The sequence below is a fragment of the Aquipseudomonas alcaligenes NBRC 14159 genome (assembly GCF_000467105.1).
GTDB lineage: Bacteria > Pseudomonadota > Gammaproteobacteria > Pseudomonadales > Pseudomonadaceae > Aquipseudomonas > Aquipseudomonas alcaligenes.
Window position 1 is genome coordinate 1 of record NZ_BATI01000042.1, and the last position, 20987, is coordinate 20987.

Annotated in this window: 15 protein-coding genes; 12 read left to right on the forward strand and 3 right to left on the reverse strand. The window is 66.3% G+C overall.

Features of this window, described 5'->3' with window-relative positions; all coding sequences use genetic code 11:
• Positions 1-134: 134 nt before the first annotated feature.
• A complete protein-coding gene (locus PA6_RS19380) occupies positions 135-665 on the reverse strand; it encodes a hypothetical protein (protein ID WP_052520199.1) in 531 nt (176 codons plus the stop codon).
• A gap of 81 nt (positions 666-746) precedes the next feature.
• Here PA6_RS19380 and PA6_RS19385 point away from each other — a divergent pair, with 81 nt between their 5' ends.
• The 3 genes from PA6_RS19385 to PA6_RS19395 all read left to right on the forward strand — a co-directional run bounded on the left by PA6_RS19385 (position 747) and on the right by PA6_RS19395 (position 4431).
• Positions 747-3440 (forward strand): bifunctional diguanylate cyclase/phosphodiesterase, encoded by a 2694-nt coding sequence (locus tag PA6_RS19385; RefSeq protein ID WP_021702672.1) that lies wholly within the window; start codon positions 747-749, stop codon positions 3438-3440.
• Between the two features lie 130 nt (positions 3441-3570).
• Positions 3571-4218 carry a peptide-methionine (S)-S-oxide reductase MsrA gene (gene msrA, locus PA6_RS19390; protein WP_021702673.1) on the forward strand — a complete coding sequence of 216 codons (648 nt, stop codon included), beginning with the start codon at positions 3571-3573 and terminating at the stop codon, positions 4216-4218.
• A 21-nt stretch (positions 4219-4239) separates the two neighbouring features.
• Complete coding sequence (locus PA6_RS19395) at positions 4240-4431, forward strand: putative motility protein (RefSeq protein ID WP_021702674.1); 192 nt, start codon at positions 4240-4242, stop codon at positions 4429-4431.
• A 10-nt stretch (positions 4432-4441) separates the two neighbouring features.
• Here PA6_RS19395 and PA6_RS19400 read toward each other — a convergent pair whose 3' ends face one another.
• Positions 4442-6088 carry a phytoene desaturase family protein gene (locus PA6_RS19400; RefSeq protein ID WP_021702675.1) on the reverse strand — a complete coding sequence of 549 codons (1647 nt, stop codon included), beginning with the start codon at positions 6086-6088 and terminating at the stop codon, positions 4442-4444.
• Positions 6089-6206: 118 nt separating this feature from the next.
• Here PA6_RS19400 and PA6_RS19405 point away from each other — a divergent pair, with 118 nt between their 5' ends.
• The 4 genes from PA6_RS19405 (at position 6207) to PA6_RS19420 (ending at position 10399) form a co-directional block, all read left to right on the forward strand.
• Entirely contained in the window at positions 6207-6743 is a 537-nt protein-coding gene (locus PA6_RS19405; protein ID WP_021702676.1) for a PadR family transcriptional regulator, read from the forward strand.
• Between the two features lie 67 nt (positions 6744-6810).
• The gene (locus PA6_RS19410; RefSeq protein ID WP_021702677.1) at positions 6811-8064 is read left to right on the forward strand and encodes an HD-GYP domain-containing protein; all 1254 of its coding nucleotides are present in this window, start codon (positions 6811-6813) and stop codon (positions 8062-8064) included.
• A 538-nt stretch (positions 8065-8602) separates the two neighbouring features.
• A complete protein-coding gene (locus tag PA6_RS24670; RefSeq protein ID WP_255209943.1) occupies positions 8603-9175 on the forward strand; it encodes a methyl-accepting chemotaxis protein in 573 nt (190 codons plus the stop codon).
• Between the two features lie 171 nt (positions 9176-9346).
• Complete coding sequence (locus tag PA6_RS19420) at positions 9347-10399, forward strand: DctP family TRAP transporter solute-binding subunit (RefSeq protein ID WP_081694024.1); 1053 nt, start codon at positions 9347-9349, stop codon at positions 10397-10399.
• On the opposite strand, the gene PA6_RS19425 is transcribed toward PA6_RS19420, so the two are convergent.
• A complete protein-coding gene (locus tag PA6_RS19425) occupies positions 10317-11153 on the reverse strand; it encodes a 23S rRNA (adenine(2030)-N(6))-methyltransferase RlmJ (RefSeq protein ID WP_021702680.1) in 837 nt (278 codons plus the stop codon). The genes PA6_RS19420 and PA6_RS19425 overlap by 83 nt on opposite strands.
• 159 nt (positions 11154-11312) lie before the next feature.
• Here PA6_RS19425 and PA6_RS19430 point away from each other — a divergent pair, with 159 nt between their 5' ends.
• From PA6_RS19430 to PA6_RS19450, 5 genes are all read left to right on the forward strand, one after another.
• Positions 11313-13115, forward strand: coding sequence for an acyl-CoA dehydrogenase (locus PA6_RS19430; protein WP_021702681.1), 1803 nt, complete (start codon positions 11313-11315; stop codon positions 13113-13115).
• 141 nt (positions 13116-13256) lie between these two features.
• Positions 13257-15005 carry a potassium/proton antiporter gene (locus PA6_RS19435; protein ID WP_021702682.1) on the forward strand — a complete coding sequence of 583 codons (1749 nt, stop codon included), beginning with the start codon at positions 13257-13259 and terminating at the stop codon, positions 15003-15005.
• A gap of 99 nt (positions 15006-15104) precedes the next feature.
• On the forward strand, positions 15105-18428 hold the full coding sequence (gene mscK / locus PA6_RS19440) for a mechanosensitive channel MscK (protein WP_021702683.1): 3324 nt from the start codon (positions 15105-15107) through the stop codon (positions 18426-18428).
• 65 nt (positions 18429-18493) lie between these two features.
• Positions 18494-19954: a protein adenylyltransferase SelO gene (gene selO, locus PA6_RS19445; RefSeq protein WP_043217060.1), complete on the forward strand. Its 1461-nt coding sequence runs from the start codon at positions 18494-18496 to the stop codon at positions 19952-19954.
• Positions 19955-20404: 450 nt separating this feature from the next.
• The gene (locus tag PA6_RS19450; protein WP_021702072.1) at positions 20405-20923 is read left to right on the forward strand and encodes an Hcp family type VI secretion system effector; all 519 of its coding nucleotides are present in this window, start codon (positions 20405-20407) and stop codon (positions 20921-20923) included.
• Positions 20924-20987 lie beyond the last annotated feature (64 nt).

Genomic DNA, 20987 nt, shown 5'->3' on the forward strand with positions numbered 1-20987 from the left:
AACGCGCTGCGAAGCGGCTGCCCCCCTCTCCCTAACCCTCTCCCCGCTGGGGAGAGGGGACTGGATCGCGCAAGTCATGGCCTCTGTGAACAACATTACTGCCGTGGCGGGGCTCTGCCGTGCCAGCCCGCCGCTCAGTTGCGCTGCAGGTTGCGGATCAGGAAGCTGATCGCCTTGGCCAGGTCGGCCGCGCCCTGATGGTCGCGCAGCACGGTGATCCAGGGGCTGCCGTCGGCCGGGTTGTTGAGTACGCAGGTGATGCCACTGGTCGGGCAGTCGTAGTGGATATAGGGATCGAGGCCGAACACCGACAGGCGCTGGTTGCTCACCGCCAGGTTGTTGGTCTGTTCGGCGCGGGTCTCCTGGCGCACCAGCAGTTCGCCGGGGCCCGAGACGCTCAGCTGGTAGCGCAGGTCGCTGCGCTGTGCCGGCGCCTTGCCCAGCTGGTAGCCGGCGCGCAGCGCATAGGTATCGAGCAGCGCATTGCTGTGCGCCAGCAGCGCCTTGCGCTCGTCCTTGGTCAGATACAGGCGTTTGAGCTCAGCCAGGTAACGCGCCTGCTCCTCACCGCTCAGCTGGGCCTCGCTGGCCTGCGCCGGGGCTCCGGCGCCCAGGCTCAGCATCAGCAACAACCCGCTCAGTCTTCTTGTCAGTCCCTGCCGCATGATGCACCCTTGGTCGACGTTGGTAGATGTAGCAGCCCTTAGCCTGCCCTCAGCGGCAGCATACTGGAAGCCCGTGGTTCGATGAAAAGCCATCCCGATGCCGCCAGCCGTTCGGCGGCCGAGGTTGTGACGCAGTTGCCTGTACCGTCACGCCTGGGCATGTTGCGCTTCGAACGTCTCAACGAGCCCAGCTGGAGTCTGCTGTTCCTCGACCCGGCCTGCGAGCGCCAGCTTGGCGTCAGCGCCGGCGAACTCTGCGCCCTGCTCGACTGCCCCTATGCCAGCCTGATGGAGCCCGAAGCGCGCTATCAGCTGCACGACGACATCCAGCGCCAGCTGGCCAGCACCCAGCACTATTCGGTGCGCTATCGCCTGCACACGCCCAACGGCGCCCTGCACCTGCTGGAGATCGGCGAAAGCTTCCAGCAGCGCGGGCGCTTTTTGCTGCGCGGCTATCTGCTGGTCACCGCCGAGGCCGGCGGAAACCTGGCCGAGCAGCGCCTGCTGGAGCTGGAAGAACAGAACAGCAAACTGCAGACCTCGCTGGAGCTGTACCAGCACGCCCAGGAAGAACATCTGCAGCACCTGATCCGCTCGCGCGCCCAGCAGAGTCTGATCGTACGCCTGGCGCGGCATCGCTACAGCGCGCTGGACCCGCTCAAGGAAGCCGCCGAGCTGATTACCCAGGCGGCCTGCGAAACCTACGACGTGGCCCGCGCCAGCATCTGGCACCTGATCGGCGATCATCTGGAACCGGTGGCCATGTACCGCCGCGACATCGACCGCCACGAGCTGCCGGCGCCCATGGATGCCAGTCGGTTCCCGCGCTACCTGGAAGCGCTGCACAGCGGTCGCGCCATCGACGCGCACAACGCCCAGCGCGACCCGCGTACCAGCGAACTGGCGCGCAGCTACCTCAAGCCGCTGGGCATCAGCACACTGCTCGATGCCAGCATCCGCCTCGGCGGTGAAGTGGTCGCGGTGCTGTGCCTGGAGCACATCGGCCCGGCGCGCACCTGGCAGGCCGACGAGATCGCCTTCGCCGGCGAACTGGCCGACCAGTTCGCCCAGGTCATGAGCAACCAGCAAAGGCGCGACGCCACCAGCGCATTGTTCCTGTTCCAGCGCGCCGTGGAGCAGAGCGCCAGCGCCTTCCTGCTGTTCGACCGCGACGGCCTGGTGCAGTACGTCAACCCGAGCTTCACCGCCATCACCCAGTACGGCGCCGAGGAAGTGCAGGGCCGGCGCATCTCCCAGCTGCCGGCCCTGGAGAACCTCGGCGATCTGCTGTTCGACGCCCAAACCGGGCTGGCCGAGCGCAACAGCTGGCAGGGCGAATTCCGCAGCCGGCGCAAGAACTTGGAACCGTACTGGGGCCAGCTGTCGATCTCCAAGGTGTACAACGACGACGGCGAGCTGACCCACTACATCGGCATCTACGAAGACATCACCCAGAGCAAGCTGGCCCAGCAGCGCATCGAGCGCCTGGCCTACAGTGACAACCTCACCGGCCTGGGCAACCGCCCCTACTTCATCCGCTGCCTGGAGGAGCGCTTCGCCCGCCGCGATAGTCAGGCCTTCAGCCTGCTGCTGGTGGACATCGACAACTTCAAGCGGATCAACGACAGCCTCGGCCACCAGACCGGCGACAAGCTGCTGGCCAACCTGGCCCGGCGCCTGCGCAACAGCCTCGGGCAGAACACCAGCCTGGCGCGCTTCGCCAGCAACGAGTTCGCCGTGCTGCTGGACGGTGCCGAAGAGCAGGCCGGCCTCAAGCTGGCCCAGGAGCTGCTGTCGACCCTGGACAAGCCGCTGTTCGTCGACAACCAGCTGATCAGCATCACCGGCTCGGTCGGCCTGGCCTGCGCGCCGCGCCACGGCGACGACCCGCACGTACTGATGAAGCACGCGGGCCTGGCTCTGCACAAGGCCAAGGCCAACGGCAAGCATCAGGTCCAGCTGTTTAACGAGGCGCTCAACGAAGAGGCCAACTACAAGCTGTTCGTCGAGAACAACCTGCGCCGCGCCCTGACCCAGAACGAGCTGGAGGTCTACTACCAGCCCAAGCTGTGCCTGAAGAGCGGCCAACTGGTAGGGCTGGAGGCGCTGCTGCGCTGGCACCACCCGGAAAAGGGCATGATCAGCCCCGAGCAGTTCATCAGCGTGGCCGAGGAAACCGGCCTGATCATCCCCATCGGCAAATGGGTGGTGCGCCAGGCCTGTCGCGCCAGCCTGGAGCTGGCCGCACTCGGCATGGGGCAGATCCAGGTAGCGATCAACCTCTCGGCCAAGCAGTTCACCGACCCTGACCTGGTCGGTTCGATTGCCACCATTCTCGCCGAGGAGCAGCTGCCCGCCCACCTGCTGGAAGTGGAGCTAACCGAAAGCCTGCTGCTGGAGGGCAACGCCGACACCCGTCAGCAGGTGGCACGCCTCAAGGCCCTCGGCCTGACCCTGGCGATGGACGATTTCGGCACCGGCTACTCCTCGCTGAGCTACCTGAAGAAGTTCCCGATCGACGTGATCAAGATCGACCGCAGCTTCATCAAGGACATCCCCGAGAACGAGGACGACATGGAGATCACCTCGGCGGTGATCGCCATGGCCCACAACCTCAAGCTCAAGGTGGTCGCCGAAGGCATCGAGACCGCCGCCCAGCTCGGCTTCCTCCGTCGCCAGCAGTGCGATGTCGGCCAGGGTTACCTGTTCGACCGGCCGATCCCTGGCCGCGACCTGGTGGGCAGCCTGCGCCGCTATCCCTGCCGCAAGGCCTGACCCTTCCCTCTGCCACCGGGAGAGGGAAGGGGGTGAGGGCGCTGTAATAGGCACTCAGTTTCGGCGTCTACCGATAACCCCAAAGGGGTAAGCTATCTCCCACCCTCACCGCCACCACGAGGAACAGATCATGGTCCTGCGCTCGCAAATCCTCGCCCATAAGCTCGAACTGCCCAGCGCCGAGCAGGCCCTGCCGGGCCGCGCCGCGCGCATGGCGGTGCCTGCCGCCCATTATGTCAACGGCAACCCGCTGCAGGGCCCCTTCCCCACCGACCTGCAGCAGGCCGTGTTCGCCCTCGGCTGCTTCTGGGGTGCCGAGCGGCGCTTCTGGCAGCAGCCGGGCGTGTGGAGCACCGCCGTCGGCTATGCCGGCGGCCATACAGCCAACCCGACCTATGAGGAAGTCTGCTCCGGCCTGACTGGCCATACCGAGGTGGTGCTGGTGGTGTTCGACCCGCAGCAAACCTCCTACGAGCAACTGCTGAAAGTCTTCTGGGAAGCGCACAACCCGACCCAGGGCATGCGCCAGGGTAACGATATCGGCACCCAGTACCGCTCGGCCATCTACTGCATGGATGACGCTCAGCTGCAGGCCGCCCAGGCCAGCCAGGCACAGTTCCAGCTGGAACTGGAGAAGGCCGGTTTCGGCGCCATCACCACCGAGATCGCCGCAGCCCCGCCCTTCTACTACGCTGAGGCTTATCACCAGCAGTACCTGGCGAAGAATCCCGGCGGTTATTGCGGCCTCGGCGGCACCGGGGTGTGCCTGCCAGGCTGAAGAAACTCAAGGAGCCCGGTCATGGAACTCAGCCCCCGGCAGATCTCCAGCCAGGCCGCCGCCCAGGCGTCGGCTCTGGCCTCACTGATGCTGCTGCGCAAGACCCTGGAGCTGCAGGCTGCCAGCACAGCCAACCTGATGCAGGCCGTGGCCCCCAGCGCACCCTCAAGCAATCCGGCAAATCTGGGCAACCGCATCGACGTGATGGTCTGAGGCCAACCCTCTAGCCGGCGACCTCCACCGTACCACCTGCCTGCGCGACAGGCTTCCAATCCTTCAGCAACTTGCCCACCTTGTAGCCCCGCCAACCCAGCATGCGCGTGGCCGTCAGCACGCCGGCCATCAGCGCGCCGCCGACGCCGGCGGTAACGGTGTCGGCACCGGTCAGGTAGAGGCCCTTGATCGGCGTCTGGCTGTGGATCCAGTGCTGATCGAAGCGCTGTACCGTGTGGTCGATGCCGTAGATCTCGCCCTGCTCGTTCCACTGGAACCACTCGGTGGACAGCGGCGTGGCCAGCTCGCAGAAATCCAGCGCGCCGCGCAGCTGCGGCTGATGGCGGTAGAGGGTCTCCAGCAGCTGCTCGGTGAGCTGCGCCTTGAATGCCTCGTAGTCGGCGCCGCGCTTGCCCCAGGTACTGCCCTTCCAGGGCGCGAACCACTGCGGCAGGGTCGGCGCGACGATCTCCACCGTCGCCTTGTGCGGATAGTGGGCGTCCCAGCTGGGGTCCTTGGCCGAGGGGAAACTGATGTAGATCAGCGGCATCGCCGGGTTCTGCCCACTCTCGAAGCTGCTGACGTTGTGGTCGTGGTCATGGGTCGGGTAGACCCAGTAGTTGGTCTTCGGCAGGCCCAGCTCGGCAGCGCTGCCCTTGAAGCCGGCGTACAGGCACAGGGTAGCGGCGGACAGCTCGACCTGCTTGAGCGGTGCCAGCAGCCCATGCGCCTCGGCCACCTGCGGCTCCAGCAGGCGGGTGTAAGTCGGCACCAGGCCGGCGCAGCTGACGATCTGCGGCGCGCGAATCTCGAAACCGTCCTTGTGCAGGCGCACGCCCACGGCGCGGCCGTCCTCCACCAGGATCTTGTCCACGCCGGCATAGGTGAAGACGTTGCCGCCCGCCGCCTCGATCAGCGGGATGATGGTCTCGGAAATCCTGATCGCGCCGCCCACCGGGTAGTTGCCACCGGTGATGTAGTGCTTGGCCACCATCGCATGCATGACGAAGGCCGCCTGCGCCGGCGGCAGGCCATAGTCGCCCCACTGGGCGGTGAGCACGCCGATCAGCTCCTGGTTGCTGGTCAGACCTTCCAGCACCTCGCGGGTGCTCTTGAAGAAATAGGCCGGCAGCCACAGGCGGCGCAGCCTGGCGTAGAGCATGCCAAGCGAGCGCGGCAGGGCCTGGCCGGCGAAGAAGCGCGGCACCCGTGCACTGACCTCGCTGAGCAGCTCGACATAGCGGTCGATGGCCACCGCCTCGGCGGGGAAATGGCGCTTCATCTCGGCCTTGAACTCGTCGCGACCAGCCACGTAGTCGTAGCTCTGCTCGCCAATCACGATGCGGTCGTAGTGCGCATCCATCGGCGCCCACTCCAGCCTGCCGTCGCTGATCACGTCGAACACCCGGCGGATCATCGACCAGGGTTTGTGCACCTCGCCGATGTAATGCACGCCCACATCCCATTCATAGCCTTCGCGCTCGTAGCTGTGGGTATAGCCGCCGGCCGTGTAGTGCTGTTCAAGCACGCACACGCGCTTGCCCAGCTTGCTCAGCAGGGCGGCGGTGGTGAGGCCGCCGATACCGGAGCCGATGACGATGGCGTCGTAATGATTGGCCGCCAGGCGCGGGCGGAAGCGGGTACCGGTGCGTTTCATGGGGAGTTCCTGCGTCATTGTTGTTATGCAAGTTTTTGCATACTAGCAGCGAATCGCGCCCCTGCAACTCTTTGCATAATCCGTATACTGCGGCGCACTGCCCTCGCCGAGTTCGTCCATGTCGCTCAAGCACGCCATCCTCATCCTCCTGGAAAGCGAGCCGGGCAGCGGCTACGACCTGCTCAAGCGCTTCAAGGAGGGCCTCGGCTACTTCTGGAACGCCAAGCATCAGCAGGTCTACCAGGAGCTGAAGAAGCTCAGCGAAGCCGGCTGGCTGGATTGCCAGGCGCAGGCGCAGGAAACCCGCCCGGACAAGAAGGTCTACCGCCTCACCCCCAGCGGCCACGCCGAGCTGCTGCGCTGGCTGGGCGAGCCGGTGCAGCCGAACAAGATCAACGATGCGCTGCTGGTGAAGCTGTTCGGCGGCGCGCACACCTCGGCCGCCAACCTGCGCGAGGAGATGCAGCGGCACGTGGCCGTGCACCGCAAGACCCTTGACAGCCTGCTGGCCATCGAGCGCGACTACCAGGCCCTGCCCGCCGACCAGCGCCAGGCCCTGCGCCTGCCCTACCTGACCCTGCGCCGCGGCATTCTCGGCGAACAGTCCTGGCTGGCCTGGGCGGCGGAAGTGCAGGCGGCACTGGACGCCGACTGACAGGGCTGCCAGACGCATGGCGAAGCGCTAGACTGCCAGCAAAAAGCCAGCACCCCGCGAGCCCGGCATGTCCGCCAGCACCCTGCATATTTCGCCCGACCAGCTCTGCGTGGGCCTCTACATCCACCTTGACCTGAGCTGGTGGGAGCACGACTTCGCCTTCAGCCACTTCAAGATCAAGGACGAAGGCCAGATCCAGGCCCTGCGTGCCCTCGGCCTCAAGCAGCTGCGCTACGATCCGGCGCGCAGCGACTGTCCGCCCTTGCCGCTGCCCACCGACACCCCACCCGCCGCAGCCGAGGCACCCGCCCCCGATCCCGAGGAGCAGGCTCGCCAGGCCCGCGCCGCCAAACTGGGCGCCCTGCGCAAGCGCCTGGCGGAAGTGGACCGCACCTTCATACAGGCCAGCCAGCGGGTCAAGTCACTCAACCAGACCCTGCGCAGCCAGCCGGAAGAGGCCATCAAGCAGGCCGGCGAAGTGGTGCGCGAACTGGTCAGCGCCCTCAGCGGCGAGGACGGCGCGGCCCTGCACAGCATCAACGGCAAGGCCGCCGAGGACGCCTATCTGCATCCGCTCAACGTCACCGTGCTGTCGGTGATGCTCGGCCGCCAGCTCGGCTTCGATGCCGAGGCCTGCCACAGCCTGGGCCTGGGCGCCCTGCTGCACGACATCGGCAAGCTGCAGATTCCCAGCAAGGTGCTGCTCAAGAGCGAGCCGCTGAACCGCCCGGAGCAACAGCTGCTGCAGCTGCACTGCGAGTTCGGCGTGCGCCACGGCCAGGAGCTGATGCTCGACGACGAAGTGCTGCGGATCATCCAGGAGCACCACGAATACTGCGACGGCAGCGGCTACCCGAAGGGCCTGCGCGAGGCCGCTATCGGCCGCCTGAGCCGGGTGGTGAGCCTGGTCAACGCGTTCGACGACCTGTGCAACCCGCTCGACCCGCGCCAGGCACTCAGCCCGCACGAAGCCCTGGCCCTGATGTTCAAGCAGCAGCGCGAGCGCTACGACGAGGTGGCGCTGAAGACCTTCATCCGCAGCATGGGCATCTACCCGCCCGGCAGCCTGGTGCAACTGGAAGACGAACGTTACGCCCTGGTCCTGGGCATGCACCCGAGCCTGCCGTTGCGGCCCACGCTGATCGTCTACGAACCCAGCATCCCCAAGGCCGAAGCGCTGATCGTCAACCTCGAGCAGGAACCGAAGCTGGCCATCGCCCGCAGCCTGCGCCCCGCGCAGCTGCCAGAAGAGGCCCTGGAATACCTCAATCCGCGGCAACAGCTCACCTATTACGTCGACCCGCGCCAGCGCGGAAAATAGCCGGCCGCACGCGGCCCGCCTAAACTCAGATGCGCCCACCCGAAGTAGATACGGCCACCATGCATCAGCTGCGTTTTTCCGACCTGCACGAGATTCCGCCCAGAGCCTTCAGCCCGGCCGCCATTGCCCTGCAGCTGCTGCCCTGCAGCTGCTGCCCTGGGTGCTGGTGGGGCTGGGCGCCTGGGGCGGGCTGCCGCTGTGGATCTGCCTATTCTGTGGCCTGTGCCTGAACCTCGGCCTGTTGCCGGCACTGGCCACCGCCACCCACTGGCGCGCGCTGATGCAGCCGCGCTCGAACCCGCCTGTGACACCCACCTGGGCGGCGCCGCTGGCTGCGCAACTGGACACATTGAGCGAGCAGCAACGGCAGTTGCTGGAGGCGCTTGAGGCGCAGTGGGCGGCCCTGGCGGACAGCCAGCAGCGACACTGGCAACAGCAGCATGAGCGGATCGGCCAGCACAGCGAGCAGGTGCATGCGGCGCTGTTGCCGATACAGCAGCAGGACAGCGCAGAGGCCATGCAACAGATTCAGCAGGCCATGCGCACGCTGAGCGCCGGGCAGCAGCGCGGCGAGCAGCAGGCCGCCACACAGGGCGAGCGGCTGCAGGTGGTCTCCGAACTGGTGCAGACCATCATGCGCGCCACCGACGACATGGACTCGATTGCCAAGCAGACCAACCTGCTGGCACTCAATGCCGCCATCGAAGCAGCACGGGCCGGCGACACGGGCCGCGGTTTCGCCGTGGTGGCCGACGAAGTCCGGGCGCTGTCCAACCGCTCGACCGAGTTCTCCCAGACCATCCGCAGCACACTGGCGAACATGCTCGACGCCCTGCAACAGGCGACCACTCAGGCCACCCCGCAGATGCAGGATGACGCGGACGCCCCCCAACAGCTGATCGAAACCCTGCTGCAGACGCTGGCGCAGCAGCAGGCCAGCAGCCGCGAGGCGGCCGCACAAACCCTGGGCCTGCTGCACGAGCTGCAGGCAGAACTGCCGCAAGCCTTAGCCGCTGTTCCACACAACCCGCTGAACGAACTGCATCAGCACCAGCAGGCGCTGGCAGAGCTGGCCACGCAGCTGAAGCGCAACAGCGCGCCCCACGACTGAGCGCCGGCAACTCGTGCCACGCGTCATTCGTCACAGCTCCGACAAGCGAAAGCTGCCGTATAGGCACCTATGCTGTAGTTTGCCGCCCGCTGTTTCAGCGGCGCCGGCAATGACGTCCATACGCACAATTACAGGCTGATCATGAACAAGACCCTTTCAGGCCTCTGAGCCCTGCTGCGCTGTTTCACCACTGCGAGCTTCGCCGAGGAAAAGACCTTCCTGATCAAGTTCTCCCATGTCGTGGCCGAGGACACCCCGAAAGGCCAGGGCGCCCTGCTGTTCAAGCAGAAGGTGGAAGAACGCCTGGCCGGCCGCGTGCAGGTCAAGATCTACCCCAATGCCAGCCTGTTCAACGACAGCGACGAGATGCAGGCATTGCTCGACGACAAGGTGCAGATGCTCGCGCCCTCACTGGCCAAGTTCAGCCCCTACACGCCCAAGCTGCAGGTGTTCGACCTGCCGTTCCTGTTCGACGACGAGGAAGCCGTCAGCCGCTTCCAGAAGAGCCCCAAGGGTCGCCAACTGCTCAGCGCCATGGTGCAGCAAGGCATCACCGGCCTGGCCTACTGGCAAAACGGCATGAAGCAGCTGGCGGCCACCCGCGCCCTGCAGCAGCCCAGCGATGCCGCGGGCCTGAGCTTCCGCATCCAGCCCTCGCCGGTGATCGAAAGCCAGTTCGCCAGGCTGGGCGCCAAAGCCGTCGGCATGCCCTTCGCGGATACCCCGAATGCGCTGCGCGCCGGCACCATCCAGGGCACGGAAAACACCTGGTCGAACATCCACAGCCAGAGCTATGTGGAACAGCTGCCGTACATCACCAAGACCTACCACGGCTCACTCAACTATATGCTGGTGACCAACAGCCGCTTCTGGTTCTCCATTCCCCATGAGACGCGCACGGAGCTGGAAAGCATCATCGACGAGGTGACCTTCGAGGTGAACCGCGCCGCCGAGCAACAGAATCAGGCGGACCGTGAACGCCTGCTGGCCGGCGGCAAGGCCCAGCTGACCAACCTCGACGCCGCCACGCGCGATGCCTGGCGCGAAGCCATGCGCCCGGTATGGCAGCAGTTCGAAGAGCAGATCGGCAAGGATGTCATCGGCGCCGCCGAACGAGCCATCCGCCGCAACCGCTGCGGGTTCAGTCGGCGATCAGCCAGTCCAGGCGGAAGTCGCCCTGGCTCTGCGCCAGCATGCTGGCCAGCCAGGGCAACAGCTGCTTGAGTTCGTCTTCCAGGCCCCAGGGCGCGTTGGCGATGGCCAGGCCGGAACCGGCCAGGCGGCTGGCGTCGTCCGCCGGATGGACGAACAGCTCGGCGCGCAGCAGCTTGGGCGCGCTGGATTTGCCCAACGCCTGGTAGAAACGCTTGAGCTGGCGCTCGTCCTTGATCGGGTACCAGATCGCCACCACCGTCTGGCGCATGCGCCCGATGGCCTCGTCCAGCGCAGTAACGCAACGCTCCAGCTCGTCGGCCTTTTCGAACGGCGGGTCGATCAGCAGCAGCGCGCGTTTCTCCGCCACCGGCAGCAAGGCGCGCGGCACGTGCCAGCCTTCGCCCAGGTGCACGGCCACGCGGCGGTCACCCTTCATGTTGTCCTTGAGCAGCTGGCCGTCTTCCGGGTGCTTCTCGTTAAGCAGCACGCGGTCCTGCTCGCGGGTCAGTTGGCGCGCCAGCTCGGGCGAGCCCGGGTAGTAGCGCAGTGCACCGTCCGGGTTGAGGTCGCGCAGCACGCCGAAATAATCGGCAGTGGCTTCGGGCAGGTCCGGCGCATCCCACAGGCGGCCGATGCCTTCCAGCCACTCGCCGGTACGGGTCGCCTGGTCGCCCTGCAGGTCATACAGGCCGACGCCGGCATGGCTGTCGAGGTAGGCGAGCGGCGCCTCCTTGCGCGACAGCAGGGCGATGATGCGGCTGATGACGAGGTGCTTGAGCACGTCGGCATGGTTGCCGGCATGGAAGGCGTGGCGGTAGTTCATGGGCGCATTACCTGGAGCAGGACCTGGAGCGGGGCGCGAATTGTAGCTCGAAGGGAGGACGCGAGCAGTTTCTAGTCCGGCATCAGGGCGATGAATCTTGCTAGGCGCGCTCTATTCACAACTCTAGACTCCGAAAAGATCCCACCGGAGACGCTCTTCATGTCCGAGTCCCTGCTCAGTTCCCGCAACCTGGCCTTCGAGCTCTACGAAGTGCTCGACGCCGAAGCCCTGACCCAGCGCGAGCGCTTCGCCGAGCACAACCGCGAGACCTTCGACGCGGCCATCGCCACCGCCCGCGGCATCGCCGAGGAGCTGTTCGCCCCGCACAACCGCAAGAACGACGAACACGAGCCACAGTACGTGGACGGCGCCGCGGTGCTGATTCCGGAAGTCGAGCCGGCGCTGCGCGCCTTCCACGAGGCCGGATTCCTCAACGCCACGCGCGACTTCGAACACGGCGGCATGCAGCTGCCCAACCTGCTGTCGCAGGCCTGCTTCGCCCACTTCCAGTCGGCCAACATCGCCACCAGCTCGTACTCGATGCTGACCATGGGCGTGGCCAACCTGATCGAAGCCTTCGGCAATGACGAGCAGAAGGCCCGCTACCTGCAACCGATCATAGACGGGCGCTTCTTCGGCACCATGTGCCTGACCGAGCCGCATGCCGGTTCCTCGCTGTCGGACATCCGCACCAAGGCCGAGCCCGCCGCCGACGGCAGCTACCGGATCAAGGGCAACAAGATCTTCATCTCCGGCGGCGACCAGCCGATCTCCGAGAACATCGTGCACATGGTGCTGGCCAAGCTGCCGGACGCCCCGCCCGGGGTGAAGGGCATCAGCCTGTTCCTGGTGCCCAAGTTCCATGTCAACGCCGACGGCAGCCTGGGCGCACGCAACGACGTGACCCTGGCCGGCCTGTTCCACAAGATGGGCTGGCGCGGCACCACCTCCACCGCGCTGAACTTCGGCGATAACGGCGAGTGCGTCGGCTACCTGGTGGGCAAGCCGCACCACGGCCTGTCCTACATGTTCCAGATGATGAACGAGGCGCGCATCGGCGTCGGCATGGGCGCGATCATGCTCGGCTACGCCGGCTACCTGTATTCGCTGGACTATGCGCGCAACCGCCCGCAAGGCCGCCACGCCGACGGCAAGGACCCGACCAGCCCGCAGATTTCCATCATCGAGCATGCCGACGTACGGCGCATGCTGCTGACCCAGAAGGCCTACGTCGAGGGCGCCTTCGACCTCGGCCTGTACGCCGCCCGCCTGTTCGACGACACCCAGACCCTGGCCACCGAGGAAGAACGCAGGAAAGCCCTGGAGCTGCTCGACCTGCTCACCCCGATCGTCAAATCCTGGCCCTCGGAGTTCTGCCTCAAGGCCAACGAGCTGGCCATCCAGATCCTCGGCGGCCACGGCTACACCCGCGAGTATCCGGTGGAGCAGTACTACCGCGACAACCGCCTCAACCCGATCCACGAAGGCACCCACGGCATCCAGTCGCTCGACCTGCTCGGGCGCAAGGTATCGATGAACAACGGTGCCGCGCTCAAGCAGCTGATGGCGCTGATCCAGGCCACCTGCCAGCGCGCCAGCCAGTTCGATTCGCTGGACCGCCTGCGCCAGCCGCTGGAGCAGCTGGTGCAACGCCTCGGTGGCGTGACCCTGGCCCTGCTCGGCGACCTGCTGGCCGGCAAGGTCAACCAGGGCCTGGCCAACTCTGCGCTGTACCTCAAGGCCTTCGGCCACGCGGTGATCGGCTGGCGCTGGCTGGAACAGGCGATCCGCGCCGAGGAAGGCCTGGCTAACGGCAACCCCGCCGATGCCGACTTCTATAAAGGCAAGCTGCAGGCCGCGCGCTACTTCCTGACCTGGGAAGTACCGAGCTGCCAGCACGAGCTGAATATTCTCGAAGCGCGCGACGACACCTGCCTGGGCATGCACGACGCCTGGTTCTAAGTCTCTGATTTGGCTGCGAAGAACGCCCCGCACATGCGGGGCGTTTTTCTTTGACAGGGCAGCGAAGGCAATGGTTAGAATCCGGCATGCCATCTGCATAGCCAGATGCCATCCACCCCTTTCCCCCACCCGGAGTACGCCTTGGACGCCAGCGCCATCAACAGCCTGTTTCTGATCGGTGCGCTGCTGGTGGGCATGAGCATCCTGGTCAGCGCCTTTGGCTCGCGCTTCGGCATCCCGATTCTGGTGGTGTTCCTCGCCGTCGGCATGCTGGCCGGCGTCGATGGCCCCGGCGGCATCCTCTTCAGCGACTATTCAACCGCCTACCTGGTGGGCAACCTGGCGCTGGCGGTAATCCTCCTCGACGGCGGCATGCGTACCCGCGTCTCCAGCTTCCGCGTGGCGCTTTGGCCTTCGCTGTCGCTGGCCACCCTCGGCGTACTGGTCACCGCGGGGCTGACCGGCGTGGCCGCCGCCTGGCTGTTCAACCTGCACTGGCTGGAAGGCCTGCTGATCGGCGCCATCGTCGGCTCCACCGACGCCGCGGCGGTGTTCTCCCTGCTCGGCGGACGCGGGCTCAACGAGCGGGTCAGCGCCACCCTGGAAATCGAGTCCGGCAGCAACGACCCGATGGCCGTGTTCCTCACCGTGACCCTGATCGACATGCTGGCCAAGGGCGAAGCCGGCCTGAGCTGGAGCTTCCTTGTCCACCTGCTGCAGCAGTTCGGCCTCGGCGGGCTGTTCGGCCTGGGCGGCGGCTGGCTGCTGCTGCAGCTGGTCAACCGCATGAATCTGGCGGGCGGCCTGTATCCATTGCTGGTGGTCAGCGGCGGCCTGATCATCTTCGCCATCACCAATGCCGTCGGCGGCAGCGGCATCCTCGCCATCTACCTGTGCGGCCTGCTGCTGGGCAACCAGCCGATCCGCTCGCGCCACGGCATCCTGCACATGCTCGACGGCCTTACCTGGCTGGCGCAGATCGGCATGTTCCTGGTGCTCGGTCTGCTGGTCACGCCGCACGAGCTGCTGCCGATCGTGCTGCCGGCGCTCGGCCTGGCGCTGTGGATGATCCTGTTCGCCCGCCCGCTGTCGATCTTCCTCGGCCTGCTGCCATTCCGCGCCTTCCACGACCGCGAGAAGATCTTCATCGCCTGGGTCGGCCTGCGCGGCGCGGTGCCGATCATCCTCGCGGTCTTCCCGCTGATGGCCGGACTGCCGAACGCCCAGCTGTTCTTCAACGTGGCCTTCTTCATCGTGCTGGTCTCGCTGCTGCTGCAGGGCACCAGCCTGCCGCTGGCCGCTCGCCTGCTTAAGGTCACCGTACCGCCGGACCCGGCGCCCATCTCCCGGGCCGGCCTGGAGATCCACCCCACCAGCCAGTGGGAGCTGTTCGTCTACCGCCTCGGCGCCGAAAAATGGTGCATCGGCGCGCCGCTACGCGAGCTGAAGATGCCCGAAGGCACCCGCGTGGCGGCACTGTTCCGCGGTACCGAACTGTTGCACCCATCCGGCAGTACTACCCTGGACGCCGGCGACATCCTCTGCGTGGTCGGTCATGAACACGACCTGCCGGCGCTTGGCAAACTGTTCAGCCAGGCACCACAGCGCGGCCTGGACCTGCGCTTCTTCGGCGACTTCGTGCTGGAAGGCGATGCGCAGCTGGGCCCGGTGGCGACGCTGTACGGCCTCAAGCTCGGCGAGGAGGATGGCAACCAGGCGCTGGGACGCTTCATGGCCCAGCAGATCGGTGGCCAACCGGTGGTCGGCGACCAGGTGGAATGGAACGGCCTGACCTGGACCGTGGCCCTGATGGAAGGGAACAAGGTGCGCAAGGTCGGCGTCAGATTCCCCGAAGGCCAGGGCAAACCCGGCCCCGGCCTGTTCCTCTGAGCGCCACCACGCGCCGGTAAAGCGCCCTGGTTGGCGGCATCGGCCGCCTGCCTGGCATATCATTAGCCCCATTCTTTTCTACGAGCCGCTGCCGCGACCATGTCTTTCCTGCGCCCTCTCCTTCTCGGACTGCTGCTTGGCTGCAGCTTCATAGCACCCGTCTCGGCTGCCGAGCCGCCTTCCGCCAAGGCCGTGCAACAGAGCCTCGACGCCCTGGCCGACCGCAACCTGCCGGAGGCCGAGCACAACGCACTGAAGACCCGCCTGGAACAGACCCTGGCCTTTCTGACCGACCGCGACGACAGCCAGCAGAAGCTGGAGGCGCTCAAGGTCCAGCTGCGTGATGCCCCGCGCCTGACCGGCGAGGCCCAGCGCGAGCTGAACCGCCTCAAGGCCACCGCGGCGGTGGACGTGACCAAGCGCTATGCCAGGTCCAGCGTGGCGCAGCTGGAGCAGCTGCTGAGCGAACGCGCTGCCCAGCTGAGCAACTGGCAACAGGAACTGGCCGAGGCCAGCAGCCTGATGATCACCGCGCAGACCCGCCCGGAGCGGGCCCAGGCGGAAATCAGCAGCAACCAGACGCGCACGCTGCAGATCAACAACCTGCTCAAGGTCGGCAAGGAGGCCGGCAAGCCGCTCTCCGCCGAGCGCCGTGACCAGCTCAACGCGGAGCTGGCGGCGATCGAGGCACAGACCGAACTGCGCCGCCAGGAACTGGCCGGCAACAGCCTACTGCAGGACCTCGGCAGCGCCCGCCACGAGCTGCTGCAGGAACGCATCCGCCGTCTCGACCAGGAAAGCCTGGACCTGCAGACGCTGATCAGCGACAAGCGCCGCGAAAGCTCGGAACAGACCGTTGCCGAACTGTCCCGCGAAGCCGAACAGGCCACCCCGGACAGCCTGCTGGCGCAGGAGAGCGCGACCAACCTGAAGATTTCCGACTACCTGCTGCGCGCCACCGAGCGCCTCAATCAGCTGACCCGGCAGAACCTGGAGACCAAGCAGCAACTCGACAGCGTGAGCCAGGCCGACCAGGCGCTGGACGAGCAGGTCAGCGTGCTGCGCGGCAGCCTGCTGCTGGCCAAGATCCTCTACCAGCAGAAACAGACCCTGCCACGCCTGCAGGTCGACGGCGGGCTGGCCGACGAGATCGCCGATATCCGTCTCTACCAGTTCGAGCTGAACCAGGAGCGCGACAAGCTCGGCGACCTCAATGCCTACGTCGATAGCCTGCTGGCCAGCCAGCCGGCCGAGCAGGTCACCCCCGAGCTGCGCAAGACCCTGCTGGAGCTGGTGACCACCCGCAGCCAGCTGCTCGAACACATGAACCGCGAACTGAATGCGCTGCTCAACGAGTCGATCACCCTGCAGCTCAATCAGAAGCAGTTGCAGGCGATGGTCAAGAGCCTGCGCAGCACCCTCGAAGAGCAGATGTTCTGGATTCCCAGCAACAAACCGCTGGACCTGGCCTGGCTGCAGCAGATGCCGACGCTGCTTGAACGCCAGCTGGCCGCCATGCCCTGGGGCTCGGGCATACGCGAGCTGGGCGCCGGCCTGGTCGATCGTCCCTGGCTGTTCATCCCCTTGCTGCTGCTGATCGGCGCGTTGGTCTGGCGCCGCGGCTGGCTGTTCGCCAAGTTGCAGCAACTGCACGAGGACATCGGCCACTACAAACGCGACAGCCAGCTGCATACGCCCCTGGCGATCCTGGTCAACCTGCTGTTGGCGCTGCCGGTGACCCTGCTGCTCGGCCTGGCCGGCGTCGCGCTGTTGATCGACGCCCGCGGACAGAACGCCACCCTCGGCAGTGCCCTGCTGGAAATGGCCCAGGCCTGGCTGCTGTTCTACACCCTCTACCGCATCCTCGCCCCAAGCGGCGTCGGCGAGCTGCACTTCCGCTGGCCGCGCTCGCGGGTCACCTATCTGCGCACCCAGGTGCGCCGCCTGGGCCTGGTGGTGCTGGCGCTGGTGGCCGTGGTGACGGTCGCCGAACACCAACCGGCGGTGCTCGCCGAGGACGTGATCGGCATCTTCGTGGTGCTCAGCGGTTTCGCCCTGATGGCCTGGCTGCTCAGCCGCCTGCTGCTGGCCGGGCCGATGCGCGAGAACAGCTCGCCGTTCCGCCTGCTGATCGGCCTGAGCTTCACGGCCCTGCCCATCGGCCTGTTCGTCGCCGTGTGCTTCGGTTACTACTACACGGCGCTCAAACTCACCGATCGACTGATCGATACCCTCTACCTGCTGATTCTCTGGCTGGTGCTGGAAGCCGCCTTCGAGCGTGGCCTGGCCGTCGCCGCCCGGCGCCTGGCCTATGCTCGCGCCCTGGCCAAGCGCCAGGCGCAGCCCAAGGAAGGCCCGGAAGGCGAGCCGGTGGTGGAAGAGCCGACCCTGGACATCGAGCAGGTCAACCAGCAGTCCCTGCGCCTGGTGCGCCTGGCGCTGATCGGCGGCTTCGTCGCCTGTCTGTACTGGGTCTGGGCCGACCTGATCACGGTGTTCACCTACCTGGACAACATCACCCTCTACGAATACAGCAGCGGCACCGGCGACGCCGCCACCCTGATGCCGATCAGCCTGCTCGACCTGCTCGGCAGCCTGATCATCCTCGGCCTGACCATCGCCCTGGCCAGCAACCTGCCCGGCCTGCTCGAAGTGCTGGTGCTGTCGCGCCTGAAACTGGCACAGGGCAGCGCCTACGCCACCACGACCCTGCTGACCTACGTGATCAGCGGCGCCGGCTTCGTCGCCACGCTGGGCGCCCTCGGCGTCAGCTGGGACAAGCTGCAGTGGCTGGTCGCGGCGCTCTCGGTGGGCATCGGTTTCGGCATGCAGGAGATCTTCGCCAACTTCATCTCCGGCCTGATCATCCTGTTCGAACGCCCGGTGCGCATCGGCGATGTGGTGACCATCGGCAACCTGTCCGGCACGGTCAGCCGCATCCGCATCCGCGCCACCACCATCACCGATTTCGACCGCAAGGAAATCATCGTTCCGAACAAGACCTTCATCACCGGCCAACTGGTGAACTGGTCGCTGACCGATACCGTCACCCGCGTCACCCTGCAGATCGGCGTCGGCTACGGTTCGGACCTGGAGCTGGTGCGCAAGCTGCTGCTGCAGGCAGCCAAGGAGAACCCGCGGGTGCTGCGCGAACCGGAGCCGCTGGTGTACTTCCTGAGCTTCGGCGAAAGCACGCTGAACCATGAACTGCGCATCCATGTGCGTGACCTCGGCGACCGCAACCCGGCCACCGACGAGATCAACCGCTTCATCGACCGCGAGTTCAAGAAGAACGGTATCGACATTTCTTTCCGCCAGCTCGACGTCCATGTGAAGAACCTCGAAGGCGGCGAGTACCACCTGATCCCCGGCAAGCCGCAGCCGAGCGACAAGGACAGCGGCACGGCCGCGCCCGAGGCATAAGGTCCGCTGGACGCCCCACGACAAGCCCGAGCACAATGCTCGGGCTTTTTCGTTGGAGCCTGCCGTTGAAAGCCCTCGCCGACCTCGTCTTCGATAACCGCTTCGCCCGCCTGGGCGAAGCCTTCTCCACGGCCGTGCTGCCCGAACCGCTGGACGAGCCGCGCCTGGTGGTAGCGAGCCCGGCCGCCATGGCCCTGCTCGACCTCGATCCGGCCGAGGCCGACAGCGAGCTGTTCGCCCAGCTGTTCTCCGGGCACAAGCTGTGGAGCGAAGCCGAGCCGCGCGCCATGGTCTATGCCGGGCACCAGTTCGGCGTCTACAACCCGCGCCTGGGCGACGGCCGCGGCCTGCTGCTGGGCGAGGTGGTCAACACCGCCGGCGAGCACTGGGACCTGCACCTCAAAGGCGCCGGGCAGACGCCCTACTCGCGCATGGGCGATGGCCGTGCGGTGCTGCGCTCGTCGATCCGCGAGTTCCTCGCCAGCGAGTACCTGCATGCGCTGGGCATCCCGACCTCACGCGCCCTGTGCGTCACCGGCTCCAGCACCCCGGTGTGGCGCGAACGCCAGGAGAGCGGCGCCATGCTGCTGCGCCTGGCACCGAGCCACGTACGCTTCGGCCACTTCGAATACTTCTACTACAGCAACCAGCACGAACGGCTGAGGGAGCTGGGCGAGCACGTGCTGGCCTGCCACTTCGCCGACTGCCTGGCGGCGGAGAACCCCTGGGCGGCGATGTTCCGCGAGATCGTCGAGCGCAATGCCGAGCTCATCGCCAAATGGCAGGCCTATGGCTTCTGCCACGGGGTGATGAACAGCGACAACATGTCGATCCTCGGCATCACCTTCGACTACGGCCCCTACGCCTTCCTCGACGACTTCGACGCCCGACATGTCTGCAACCACTCCGACGACAGCGGCCGCTACAGCTTCACCAACCAGGTGCCCATCGCCCACTGGAACCTGGCTGCCCTGGCCCAGGCGCTGACGCCCTTCGTCCCGGTCGAGCAGCTGCGCGAGACGCTGGGTCTGTTCCTGCCGCTCTACCAGGCCCACCACCTCGACCTGATGCGCCGCCGCCTGGGCCTGACCACGGCGGATGAGCGCGATGCGGCGCTGGTCGAGCGCCTGCTGGAACTGATGCAGGGCAGCGCGGTGGATTACTCGCTGTTCTTCCGCCGCCTCGGCGAACGGGCGGCAAACGACGCGCTGCTGCAGCTGCGCGAGGAGTTCGTCGACCTCGCCGGTTTTGACCAGTGGGGCCACGACTACCTGGCGCGCGTTGCCCAGGAAGGCGGTACGCAGCAGGAGCGCCAGGCGCGCATGCACGCGGTCAATCCACTCTATGTGCTGCGCAACTACCTGGCGCAGAACGCCATCAGCGCCGCCGAACAGGGCGACTACGCCCCGGTGCGCGAACTGCACGCCGTGCTCTCGCAGCCCTTCACGGAACAGCCCGGCATGCAGCGCTACACCGAGCGCCCACCGGAATGGGGCAAGCACCTGGAAATCAGCTGTTCGTCCTGATGCGGATCGGGCCTGGCCTGACGCGCGCTCACTCGCCCTACGCCTGCTCGTCCTCTTAACTCGCCATGGACCTCCCCCTCTCCCATTTATGGGAGAGGGCCGGGGAGAGGGAGGGCTCCTGTAGCCCGGATGAAATCCGGGAAACCCCACCTAGAACGAGAGGAAGCAGCCCGCGCCCTGCTCTGCGCAATTTTCTGCGCACACCTCACTCCTGGCGGCGCTGCAGGCCCCACTCTTCGCGGGCTAGCCCCTCTGCGCAAACCCCTGCACAGCCCTGCGCCAGTTGTTGCACAGACTTTGGTGACCCAGCGCACAGACGGGCAGGCAGGCCTTGGGCAACATGCCCAGAACCCCCGCCGTTACTGGCCTGCGCGCCCCTGGCACGCCCCTTGTACTGAGTCTGCCGCCCGGACCATTCCCGGTCCTCGTCTCAATGCAAAGGAGAGCACCATGCCAACACCCGCGTACCTGTCCCTCGAAGGCACCAAGCAAGGCCTGATCACCGCCGGCACCTTCACCGAGGACTCGGTCGGCAACATCTTCCAGGAAGGCCACGAGGACCAGATCCTGGTGCAGGCGTTCAGCCACCAGGTGATCATCCCGCGCGACCCGCAGTCCGGCCAGCCGACCGGCCAGCGCGTGCACAAGCCGCTGATGATCACCAAGGTGTTCGACAAGGCCTCGCCGCTGATCTTCAACTCGCTGACCTCCGGCGAACGCCTGAGCAAGTGCCGCCTGGAGTGGTACCGCACCTCCTCCACCGGTACCCAGGAGCACTACTTCACCATCGAACTGGAAGACGCCGTGATCGTCGACGTGCAGTCGCGCATGCCCAACTGCCAGGACCCGAACATGGCCCACTTCACTCACCTGGAAGACGTCTACTTCACCTACCGCAAGATCATCTGGACCCACGAAGTGTCCGGCACCTCCGGCTCCGACGACTGGCGTTCGCCGATCTCGGCCTAAGGCGAGCCACGCTCGGGCTGCGGCCTGAGCTCCCTCTCCCATTTAGGGGAGAGGGCTGGGGAGA